Below are 10,658 nucleotides of genomic sequence, written 5' to 3'. Positions count from 1 at the left end.
TGAGGCGGCGGAAGAATGTCGGCATGAGGCGCTCCCGAAGATCAATTGGATAGCGAAACTATTATTGATCAAGTGTGGCACCCCGAAATGTGAGCCGCAACACTTATGAGTTGTCGTCAGCCTTCCCCAGGGCTTCTTCCACGCGCCGCGCGGCGCCGTCAAGGTGCTCCTCGCAGCGGCGGGCCAGGGCCTCGCCGCGCTCCCAGTACTTCAGCGATTCATCGAGTCCCATCTGGCCGAGCTCGAGGATCTTCACGGTCTCGATGAGCTCGTTGCGCGCCTGCTCGTAGCTCAGCGTGCTCACCTCCGGGAAGGCGTCGTCGCCCGCCTGTCCGGTGCCGACCACGTTGTCGTTCATGTCAGTCTCCTTAATCTGCCGGGGTGGCGGCCATACCGGCCGCGGTGATGGATCCGTCCGCCACGCGGATGCGCAGCTGGCTGCCGGGCGGGGCCTGCTCGATACTCATGACCACTTCCGGCGGGGTGCCGTCGCGGGGGACGACCTGCACGACCGAGTACCCACGCGCCAGGGTCGCCGACGGCCCCAACGCGGAAACCTGGGCGCGCAGCGAAGCCACCTGTGCGGACTCCGTCTGCAGCAGATACTGCACGTCACGGCGGATCATCGCCACCGCGCGGGCCACCTCGTCGCGGCGCTGCGTGATCGGCGTCATCGGGTCGGCCAGGACCGGGCGCGAGCGTATCGACGCCACACCCTGCCGCTCCCGCTGCACCCACCCACGCAGCGCGGCCGCCATCCGGGACCGGGCCTCGGCCACCAGGGCGCGTTCCTCCGCCACGTCCGGCACGACCCTCTTGGCGGCGTCGGTGGGAGTGGCGGCCCGCAGATCGGCGACGTTGTCGAGCACCGGGTTGTCCGGCTCGTGCCCGATCGCGGAGACCACCGGGGTGGAGGCCGCCGCCACGGCCCGCTGGAGGGCTTCCTCGGAGAAGGGGAGGAGATCCTCGACGGACCCGCCACCGCGGGCGATGATGATGACGTCGACGGAGGGGTCGTCGTCAAGCATCTGGAGTGCGGAGATGATCTCCGGCACCGCGCTCGCTCCCTGGACGGGCGTGTTGATCACCCGGAAATCCACCGCCGGCCAGCGGTCCTGGGCCACCGAGAGCACATCGCGTTCGGCGGCGGACCCGCGCCCGGTGATCAGGCCCACGCGGCGGGGCAGGTAGGGCAGCGGCCTCTTGCGGGAGGGATCGAACAGCCCCTCCTGTGCGAGCTGCGTGCGCAGCCGCTCGATGCGCGCCAGGAGTTCGCCGATGCCCACCGGGCGCAGCTCCGTCACCCACAGGGAAAAGGAACCACGACCCTCGTAGAAGGCGGGGCGACCATGGACGATGACGCGGTCGCCGTCGCGCAGCGGGGACGCCAGGCCCTGGATGAGGGAGGTGGAGGCGGTCAGCTGCACCGAGGTCTCCGACTCCGTGTCACGCAGGGTGAGATAGGACAGCTTCCACGTCGGCTTGACGTTGACCTGGGTGAGCTGACCCTCCACCCACACCGAGCCCAGGCGTTGGATCCAGCCCTTCACCTCCGCGTTGAGGCGGCGCACCGGCCACGGTGCTTCGGACGTGGATTTTTCTCCCGCCATGCGACACTCCTGACAATGCACTCCCCCGAACAGTAACGAGTACCCAGTGTAGGCACATCTGGGTTTCCTCGCCCCGGTTCGTTAGGGTGGGGGCCATGAGCGAAGCAAAGAAGATCCTCCTCGCCGCCCCCCGCGGGTACTGCGCCGGCGTGGACCGCGCGGTGGAGACCGTGGAGAAGGCCCTGGAGAAGTACGGCGCGCCCGTGTACGTGCGCAAGGAGATCGTGCACAACCGCTACGTCGTGGACACCCTCGCTGACCGCGGCGCCATTTTCGTCGACGAGACCGACGAGGTCCCCGAGGGCGCGCACCTGGTCTTCTCCGCCCACGGCGTGTCCCCGGCCGTCCACGAGGAGGCCTCCCGCCTCAACCTCCGGACCCTCGACGCCACGTGCCCGCTGGTGACCAAGGTCCACAATGAGGTCAAGCGCTTCGTGCGTGACGGCTACCAGATCCTCTTCATCGGCCACGAGGGCCACGAAGAGGTCGAGGGCACCATGGGTGAGGCCCCCGATCACACGCACCTGGTCGACGGCGTCGTCGGGGTGGACAAGCTCCCCGATTTCCCGGCGGATCAGCCGCTCATCTGGCTGTCCCAGACCACCCTGTCGGTGGATGAGACCCTGGAGATCGTCGCCGCCCTCAAGCGCCGTTTCCCCGGCCTGCAGGACCCGCCGTCCGACGACATCTGCTACGCCACGCAGAACCGCCAGGTCGCCGTCAAGGCCATCGCCCCGAAGTGCGACCTCATGATCGTGGTCGGTTCGCAGAACTCCTCGAACTCCAAGCGCCTCGTCGAGGTCGCCCTCGAGGCGGGGGCGGATGCCGGGCACCTCGTCGACTTCGCGAAGCAGATCGACGACGCCTGGCTGGAGGGAGTCGACACCATCGGCATCTCCTCCGGTGCCTCGGTCCCGGAGATCCTCGTGCAGGAGGTGCTGACCCACCTCGGCGAGCGCGGCTACGGCGACGTCGAGGAAGTCACCACCGCAGCCGAGACGATCGTCTTCTCCCTGCCGCGCGTGCTGCGACCGGCGCGCACCTAGGTCGACAGCGGCTTATCGACGCCAGCGGCGTCCCCTCGGGGCTCGGGGTCTCTCCTGCGGGAGGGGCCCCGAAATCGTTCGTGGGCTCGGGATCACGGTGATCCCGAGCCCACGTAACCGAGCCCCGAGGGGCTGCGAGCGGGGGAGGTTACTTCTTCTCCGGCGTCTCCGGGCCCACCGGTGTCGTGTGCTCGACGTAGACGAGGTTGACCGGGGGATCCTCCGGATCGAAGTCGACGTCGTCGTCGGCCAGCAGCTCGGAGGTCATGTCCTCCTCCAGCGCCTCGATGAACTGCTTGTCCGGCACGTTGGATTCCTTGACCAGGCGCTGGAGCTCCCGCTGGTTCTTCCTGGTGTAGCGCTTGCGGGGGTCGAGTTTCCGGGCCAGCAGCACCCGCGCCCGCAGACGGCGCTTGCCTTCCGTGGACATCTTGGAGCGCCCACGCAGCCATGCCAGGGACACCACCGCCAGCATGAGAATGCCCAGGTAGCCGAGGACCGGGTACACGTAGGAGACGAGGTCGCGGAAGCCGAAGAAGCTGAGTCCGAACCCGACCAGGCAGGCGATGATGAACACGGGGCGGAAGCGGGCGGGGTTCCCGCGGGTCAGGCGCTTGCCCAGGGCGTAGAACATGCCGATCGCGGTGTTGAAGATCATGCCGAACACGACGAACGTCATGCTGACACCCAGCGCCGGGTGGATCTGGTTGATCAGTGCCAGAACCGGCAGTTCCTCCTGCCCGACGGTGCCCACCGAGACGAAGAGGGCGAGCACGAGCAGCATGAGCATGAGCAGGAAGAAGAAGCCGCCGATGAGCCCGCCGAGGCCGGCAGCCCGCGTGTCCAGGTTGGCGCCGCCGATGACGATCGCCATCGACACCGCCGTCATGATGGACAGGCCGACGTAGTTGAGCGCCGCCAACCACCAGTTTGGCAGGGAGGTGACGACGGAGTCCGAGGCCAGGTTGAGGGTCGACCAGTCGGGGTTGCTGGTCACCAGGGTCCACACCGTCGCGCCGACGATGAAGACGATGACGAAGGGGGTGATCGCACCGATGACCCGGGAGACCTTGTCCACGTCGAGCATGCCCGTGACCAGCACGAGAGCCAGCATGATGAGGGCGCCGATCCAGGTGGGCAGTCCGAACTGCTGCTGCAGGTTCGCGCCGCCGCCGGCGAACATGACGAAGCCGATGCAGAACAGGGTGACGATCGTCGAGATGTCGAGGACCCACGACGTTACCCGGCTGGAGATCCGGCCCAGGACTGCGGTGTGCTCCTCCGCCTGGTAGTAGCTGCCGAGCTGGAGAACGGCGATGCCGGTGATCGTCATGAGCACGGAGGCGAGCACCGCCCCCCAGATGCCCATGGTTCCGAAGGCCACGAAGTACTGCAGTGCCTCCTGACCTGAGGCGAATCCGGCTCCGACGATCAATCCGATGAAGGCCATTGAGATGGCCAGGGCCCTGAGGAACATGGCAGGCAAACACTCCTGAAGTTAATGTGGTTACCTATCAGATTAACGCTCAGTTCCCCCGAAAGTCATACCAGGCGGGCTCAGCCGTAGAGGTCGTCGTCGAGACGCCGACGGCGAGGTGCTTCTCGACGCCGCGGTGGTTGCGGCGCCGGCGGTGCCTGCCGCGTTTCGGGGCGCTGCTGGGGCTGCTGCGGTCGCAGGGGTCGCTGCGGTCTCTGGGGGCGCGGGGGCCGGGGCTCGGTCGAGCGGCTGCGACTGCGCGCCATGAGTTCCTCCACCGTCACCTGGTTCGTGCGGCGGCGCGCACGCGAGGCGGCATCACGGTTGCGGCGATCGGCCTCGGCTGTGCGGCGCCGGTGGGCGATCGCCTCCTTCTCCGCGACACGTCCGGAACGGCGGGAGAGCCACACCCGCACCGCGGCGATGGCCGTCGCGAGGGCGAACACACCCACGAGTACGGGGAAGAACTGCGCCAGGGGGAACAGGGCGGTGGCGATCGCGGTCGTGGAGAGGGCGGGAGTGCCCTCGGACGCCTGGGAACGATTGACCACCCAGGAGGTGATCACGGTGAGCACTCCGAAGATCAGCGGAATGGAGGCCACGGTGAGGAACAGCCCGCGGACCTCGGTCAATGAGGCGACGACCACCGCGGCCAGCGCGAAGCACAGCAGGTAGGGCACGCCCACGGACTGGGTGTTGATGCTCAGCAGCAGGCCGGTGATGAGGGCGGCGATGACGATCGCGATACCGGACCAGGTCGGCAGTCCACCGCTGCGGGCGGATGAGCGGCTGCGGCTGCGATGACTGGTGGTGGACACGGGGACCAAGTCTAGCCGGACTCTTCATGGAACTGGTTCTCACTGGGCGTGGCGGGCCCACGCGGACGCAAGGTCACCTGTTCGGGTGCGCTGTGGGGGCGGTCGCGGCGGGCGGGGACATCGAGATCCGCCAGTCGGCGGGCGGTGACCATGACCCGGGAGTCCAGGGAACCGAGCGTGGCGTTGTACGCCTCGACGGTCTTCTCCAGCTGGCGTCCGACCCGGTGGTAGTGCTCTCCCATCGTGGACAGCCGGGTGTAGAGCTCCCGGCCGAGACGCTGGATGTCGCGGGCCCGGTCGGAGATGTCCTCCTGCCGCCAGCCCAGGGCCACGGTGCGCAAAAGTGCGAACAGGGTCGTCGGGGTGGCGATGACGATGTTGCGGGAAAAGGCGTACTCCAGCAGCTCCGGATCGACCCCCAGCGCGGCGTCGAGGAAGGGGTCGGCGGGGACGAACAGAACCACGAACTCCGGGGTGGGGTCGAAGGCGTCGATGTAGCCTTTCGCGGCCAGCTGGGTGACGTGGGTGCGCAACAGATGGGCGTGGCGGCGCAGATACCCGGCGTGTTCCTCCGGATCCTGGGCGTCGAGGGCGTCGAGGTAGGCGGCGAAGGGAACCTTGGCGTCGACGACGATGTGGCGCCCGCCCGCCAGGTTGACCACCAGGTCAGGGCGCACCAGTTGCCCGCCCAGGCGGACGGAGACCTGGGAATCGAAGTCGCAGTGGCGGACCATGCCGCCCAGTTCCACGACGCGTTCGAGCTGAATCTCTCCCCAGCGCCCGCGGATCTGCGGGGCCCTCAGGGCGGTGACCAGCTGGTCGGTGCGGTCACTCAGGCGGGTGGAGGTCCGGGCCATCGCCTGGATCTGGCTGGCCAGGGCGGCAGCGCCCACGGCCCGGTCCTGCTCCAGCTCCCGCAGCTGCCCGCCGATGGTGCCCACCGCCTCCTCCAGGCGGGTGAATCCGGGGTCGACGGTGGGGGAGGGGTCGGGGGTGCGTCGATAAGCATGGGCGAGCCAGCCGAGGACAGCGCCGAGCAGGACACCGACGAGAAGGACAGGCAGGGCAGCACTCATGCGCCCACTGTGTCACACACCCCCGACATGGCAGGTCAGTGACGCCCGAATCGTCCGAACAGTTTTTCGATGCGACTGTTGCTCAGGCGGAGGCGCCCGGCATCGGCGCCGGCGGTGGAGGTGGTGGGGACGTCCGCGGTGTCGTCGAGGGTCGTCTCCGCCGCGGTCGGCTGGCGGGGCTCGTCGACGTAGACGATGGACTCGCGCCAGCGCTGGCGCAGCAGGCGCCCCTCCTCCTCGGAGAGGCGGCCGTTGAGCTCCCCCTCCTCGGTGATCCAGGTGATGTCCTCGGCGCGTTTTTCGCCGGAGCGCAGGGCCATCATGTCCATGACGTAGCGGAAGGCGACGGCGACCATCGCGACAAAGGGCACGGCGAGGAAGGAGCCGACGAGTCCGAACAGACCGCCACCGATGGTGACGGAGACGAGGACGATCACTGGATGCAGGTTCATCGCCTTCGACTGCAGCCACGGGGAGAGGATGTTGCCCTCCAGCTGCTGCACGGCCAGGACGATGCCGAGGACGATGAGCGCCTGCGTCAGGCCCAGGGACACCAGTGCCACGAGCACGGCCAGCGCACCGGCGACCACTGCACCGACGATCGGGATGAAACCGGCGATGAACGTGATCACCGCGAGGGCCAACGCCATGGGGACCCCGACGATGAACAGGCCGAGGCCGATGAAGATGGCGTCGACAAGCGAGACGATCGCCTGCGCGCGGATGAAACCGCCGAGGGTGGTCCACCCGCGGGTGAGGCTCTCGGTGAGATGCCAGCCGACCCGTCGGCCGGAGACCGTGCGGGCCCAGGGCAGGAAGCGGTGCCCGTCCTTGAGGAAGAAGAACGTCAGCACGATGACCACGAACAGGGTGAACATCACCGAGGTGGCCGCGCCGACACCGGTCACGATGCCGCCGGCGATGGCGCCGGCCTGATCCTGGACCCAGCTGGCCGCCTCGTTGATCATCTGGGAGAGATCGTCGCCGTCGACGTTGAGCGGCGGGCCCTGCGCCCACAGCTGCAGGCGCTGGATACCCTCCAGGGACTGCAGGTAGAGGATCTGGGACTGCCGCGCGATGTCCGGGGCGATGAACCACAGGAGCGTGCCCAGGAAGCCGAAGAAGGCCAGCATGGAGATGACGGCGGCCAGTGCGGCAGGCAGGCCCTTCTTCCGCATCCACGTGGTCGGCGGGGCCAGCACGGTGCACACGATGATGGCGAAGGCCACGGGCAGGACACCGGTGCCCACCTGCTTGAGCAGGAACCAGGCGATGTAGAGGAACACCGCGATGATGAGCATCCGCAGGGCCCACATGGCGAAGGACTTCAGCCACTCCGACATGACCACGGAGCGGTCGATCTGGTCCCGGTAACCACCGAGCTCCTCCTGCTCGTCCAGATCCAGGCTGCTGAAGGCCGTGGACCCGTCCGTGCGGGAGGAGCCGGGGTCGTCCGGATCGAGGTGGGGCTGGGGCTGGTCAGTCACAGCCTCCATACTGCCTCACCCACCCTCCGGGTGGTGTCAGTGGATCTCCTGTTCCGCGAGGCGTTCGTCGCGGGCGTGGTCGTCGGTGCCCAGGGCGCCGGAGGTGTCATCCGGGTTGGCGCGCAGGTGCAGGGCGCTGGCGATGAAACCGCCCCAGATGACCACCATGAACAGGACCATCATCATGATTGCGATTCCGCTCATCGGATCGTTCCTTCCTCGGTGGTGGTGACAGGCTTATCGACGCCCGCTGCAGGCTCCGCAGGCGCCTGCGTGCCGTACCGGCGGGGAGTGTGGATCTCACGGCGGACCTCGGGATCGACACCGAAGTCGGAGCCGGGTGGGCCGTCGAGACGCAGGGTGCCGCGCCACGGGACCAGGGAGAACACGAAGGCGTTGACGGCGATGAGTGCCAGCACGGCCCAGCCGTAGATGGCGACCTGCGTGGTGGTGTAGCCACCGTAGGGCTCCTGCACCAGGGAGATGAGCTCCTGGGCGAGGGTGAAGCCGAGGACCAGGGTGGTGACGTTGACCACGAAGATGCGCCACATGGTGCCCACCTTGAAGGAGGACACGGCGTTGATGTGCAGGGAGAACTCGTCGATGCGACGCAGGATCCAGTCCAGGATGACCACGGCGATAAGGGCGATGGCCACGATGCCGATGTTGTTGGTGAACTTGTCCATGATGTCCAGGGCCATGAGGCCGGACGTGGTGGAGAACATCGCCAGGGAGATCAGCGCCATGAAGGTGCCGATGCCGATGGCGACGACCTTACGCGGCAGGTTGAGCTTGTCCTTGATCGCGGAGACCACGACCTCCAGGAGGGAGAACAGGGAGGTGAAGCCCGCGATGGTCAGGGAGGCGAAGAACAGGAAGCCGAAGATCGGGCCGAATGCCATCTCGTTGATGATCGCCGGGAAGGCGACGAATGCCAGGCCGATGCCGGAGGTGGCGACCTCATCGACGGCCACCGCCTGCTGCACCGCCATGAAGCCCAGGGCGGCGAAGACACCGACGCCGGCGAGGACCTCGAAGGAGGAGTTCGCGAAGGCGGTGGTCAGGCCGGTGCCCGTGAGGTTGGTGCGGGGGCGCAGGTAGGAGGAGTAGGTGAGCATGATGCCGAAGCTCACGGACAGGGAGAAGAAGATCTGTCCGTAGGCGGCGATCCACACGGTGCCGTTGGCCAGCGCGCCCCAGTCCGGGGTGAACAGGGCGTCGAGGCCCGTGGCGGCACCCGGCAGCAGGAGGGCCTGGACAACCACGATGATGAACAGCACGGCCAGCAGCGGGATGAAGAACTTCGCCACCTTTCCGATACCCTTGTCCACGCCGATCGCCAGGACGATGATCGCGGCGATCCAGACGACGGCCAGGGCCAGGGCGATCTGCGGGACGAAGTCGGTGGAGAAGGTGGCGGTCTCGTCGAACTGCAGGAACTCACCGAAGAAGTAGGCGTTCGGATCATCACCCCACGCCTTGGTGAAGGACTTCACCGCGTACAGCGCAGCCCAGCCGATGATCGCGGCGTAGTAGATGGTGATGAAGAAGGACACGCCCACCTGGATCCAGCCGACCGGCTCGGCCCAGGACTTGATGCGGCGGAAGGTCAGCGGCGCGGAACCGCGGTAGCGGTGGCCGAGTGCGTAGTCCAGAAACAGCAGCGGGATACCCGCCGTCAGCAGGGCGATGAGGTAGGGGATGAGGAAGGCGCCGCCGCCGTTGTCGTAGGCGACATAGGGGAAACGCCAGATGTTGCCGAGACCGACGGCGGAGCCGATCGCGGCGAGCAGGAAGGCCCAGCGGGAGGAGAAGATCTCGCGCCGCTCGCCCTGCCCGGAGCCCGAGGTGGGCTGCGAGGTGGTCGAAGACATGTGAGTGCCTGTCTAGGTGAGTGATGTGCAGTGGCATGCCCGTGGTGGAGGCGGAGAAACGTCCAGGGTGTGACGTGTTCAACGTAGAAGTGGACCGATCATATAACGCTGGTGCGACGCTGGCATAACCTGGGGAGTCCGCTGAGTGTCTGGGGAAAAGCGCAGGCTGCTAGGATCAACGCCCGTGAGCCTTACTCTTGGAATCGTCGGTCTGCCCAACGTGGGCAAGTCCACCCTCTTCAACGCCCTGACCCGCAACGATGTGCTGGCCGCGAACTACCCGTTCGCCACCATCGAACCCAACGTCGGCCTCGTCGAGCTTCCCGACGCCCGCCTGACCCGCCTCGCCGAGATCTTCGGCTCTGAGCGGATCCTGCCGGCGACGGTGTCCTTCGTCGACATCGCCGGCATCGTCAAGGGTGCCTCCGAGGGCGAGGGCATGGGCAACGCCTTCCTGGCGAATATCCGCGAGGCCGACGCCATCTGCCAGGTCGTGCGCGCCTTCTCCGACGAGAACGTCATCCACGTCGACGGTGAGGTCAACCCCTCCACGGACATCTCCGTGATCAACACCGAGCTCATCCTCGCCGACCTGCAGACCGTGGAGAAGGCCCTGCCGCGCCTGGAGAAGGACGCCAAGAAGGACAAGTCGCTCGCCGACGCCGTCGCCGAGGTGAAGAAGGCCCAGGCCGTCCTGGAGGATGACCGCACGTTGTTCTCCGCCGCCAAGAACGGCGAGCTCGACCTCGCGCTCATCCGCGACCTGCACCTCATGACCGCCAAGCCCTTCCTCTACGTCTTCAACTCCGATGAAGAAGTGCTTACCGACGACGCCAAGAAGGCCGAGCTCGCGGCGCTGGTCGCCCCCGCCGACTGCGTGTTCCTCGACGCCCAGACCGAGACCGACCTGCTCGAGCTCGACGAGGAGGAGGCCGCCGAGCTGCTCGAGGGTGTCGGCCAGGACGAGCCGGGCCTGCACTCCCTGGCGCGTGCGGGTTTCGAGACCCTCGGACTGCAGACCTACCTCACCGCCGGGCCGAAGGAGTCCCGCGCCTGGACCATCCACAAGGGCGACACCGCCCCGCAGGCCGCCGGCGTCATCCACACCGACTTCGAGCGCGGCTTCATCAAGGCCGAGATCGTCTCCTTCGCCGACCTCGACGCCGCCGGCTCCATGGCCGAGGCCAAGGCCCAGGGCAAGGTCCGCCAGGAGGGCAAGGACTACGTCATGGCCGACGGTGACGTGGTGGAGTTCAAGTTCAACGTGTAG

At 67.3% G+C, this 10,658-nt stretch carries 10 protein-coding genes; 2 read left to right on the top strand and 8 right to left on the bottom strand.

Annotated features, from left to right (window positions below):
- Positions 1-103 precede the first annotated feature (103 nt).
- Together Q4F73_RS09325 and xseA are read right to left on the bottom strand one after the other, a co-directional pair.
- A complete protein-coding gene (locus tag Q4F73_RS09325; protein ID WP_303359076.1) occupies positions 104-358 on the bottom strand; it encodes an exodeoxyribonuclease VII small subunit in 255 nt (84 codons plus the stop codon).
- Between the two features lie 10 nt (positions 359-368).
- Positions 369-1,610 (bottom strand): exodeoxyribonuclease VII large subunit, encoded by a 1,242-nt coding sequence (gene xseA, locus Q4F73_RS09320; RefSeq protein ID WP_303359075.1) that lies wholly within the window; start codon positions 1,608-1,610, stop codon positions 369-371.
- Positions 1,611-1,705: 95 nt separating this feature from the next.
- Here xseA and Q4F73_RS09315 point away from each other — a divergent pair, with 95 nt between their 5' ends.
- Positions 1,706-2,656, top strand: a complete 951-nt coding sequence (locus tag Q4F73_RS09315) for a 4-hydroxy-3-methylbut-2-enyl diphosphate reductase (protein ID WP_303359074.1) — start codon at positions 1,706-1,708, stop codon at positions 2,654-2,656.
- 148 nt (positions 2,657-2,804) lie between these two features.
- Here the strand turns inward: Q4F73_RS09315 and Q4F73_RS09310 are convergent, their stop codons facing one another.
- The 6 genes from Q4F73_RS09310 to Q4F73_RS09285 all read right to left on the bottom strand — a co-directional run bounded on the left by Q4F73_RS09310 (position 2,805) and on the right by Q4F73_RS09285 (position 9,388).
- Positions 2,805-4,133, bottom strand: coding sequence for a hypothetical protein (locus tag Q4F73_RS09310; RefSeq protein ID WP_303359073.1), 1,329 nt, complete (start codon positions 4,131-4,133; stop codon positions 2,805-2,807).
- Between the two features lie 80 nt (positions 4,134-4,213).
- Positions 4,214-4,951 carry a DUF6542 domain-containing protein gene (locus Q4F73_RS09305; protein ID WP_303359072.1) on the bottom strand — a complete coding sequence of 246 codons (738 nt, stop codon included), beginning with the start codon at positions 4,949-4,951 and terminating at the stop codon, positions 4,214-4,216.
- Between the two features lie 11 nt (positions 4,952-4,962).
- A complete protein-coding gene (locus Q4F73_RS09300; protein WP_303359071.1) occupies positions 4,963-6,027 on the bottom strand; it encodes a DNA recombination protein RmuC in 1,065 nt (354 codons plus the stop codon).
- A 35-nt stretch (positions 6,028-6,062) separates the two neighbouring features.
- Entirely contained in the window at positions 6,063-7,433 is a 1,371-nt protein-coding gene (locus Q4F73_RS09295) for an AI-2E family transporter (protein ID WP_303359077.1), read from the bottom strand.
- Between the two features lie 117 nt (positions 7,434-7,550).
- Complete coding sequence (metS, locus tag Q4F73_RS09290) at positions 7,551-7,718, bottom strand: methionine/alanine import NSS transporter subunit MetS (RefSeq protein WP_303359070.1); 168 nt, start codon at positions 7,716-7,718, stop codon at positions 7,551-7,553.
- A complete protein-coding gene (locus tag Q4F73_RS09285; protein WP_303359069.1) occupies positions 7,715-9,388 on the bottom strand; it encodes a sodium-dependent transporter in 1,674 nt (557 codons plus the stop codon). The genes metS and Q4F73_RS09285 overlap by 4 nt, the downstream gene beginning before the upstream one ends.
- A gap of 184 nt (positions 9,389-9,572) precedes the next feature.
- Here Q4F73_RS09285 and ychF point away from each other — a divergent pair, with 184 nt between their 5' ends.
- Entirely contained in the window at positions 9,573-10,658 is a 1,086-nt protein-coding gene (ychF, locus tag Q4F73_RS09280; protein ID WP_303359068.1) for a redox-regulated ATPase YchF, read from the top strand.

It is taken from the genome of Corynebacterium sp. (genome assembly GCF_030535495.1).
GTDB lineage: Bacteria > Actinomycetota > Actinomycetes > Mycobacteriales > Mycobacteriaceae > Corynebacterium.
The sequence above is the reverse complement of the archived record's forward strand: the minus strand, read 5'-3'. Positions and strand labels throughout refer to the sequence as shown.

Bases quoted from the DNA above. Each gene is read 5' to 3' on its own strand.
- Q4F73_RS09325 (WP_303359076.1), bottom strand. From the start codon at position 358: ATGAACGACAACGTGGTCGGCACCGGACAGGCGGGCGACGACGCCTTC.
- xseA (WP_303359075.1), bottom strand. From the start codon at position 1,610: ATGGCGGGAGAAAAATCCACGTCCGAAGCACCGTGGCCGGTGCGCCGC.
- Q4F73_RS09315 (WP_303359074.1), top strand. From the start codon at position 1,706: ATGAGCGAAGCAAAGAAGATCCTCCTCGCCGCCCCCCGCGGGTACTGC.
- Q4F73_RS09310 (WP_303359073.1), bottom strand. From the start codon at position 4,133: ATGTTCCTCAGGGCCCTGGCCATCTCAATGGCCTTCATCGGATTGATC.
- Q4F73_RS09300 (WP_303359071.1), bottom strand. From the start codon at position 6,027: ATGAGTGCTGCCCTGCCTGTCCTTCTCGTCGGTGTCCTGCTCGGCGCT.
- metS (WP_303359070.1), bottom strand. From the start codon at position 7,718: ATGAGCGGAATCGCAATCATGATGATGGTCCTGTTCATGGTGGTCATC.
- Q4F73_RS09285 (WP_303359069.1), bottom strand. From the start codon at position 9,388: ATGTCTTCGACCACCTCGCAGCCCACCTCGGGCTCCGGGCAGGGCGAG.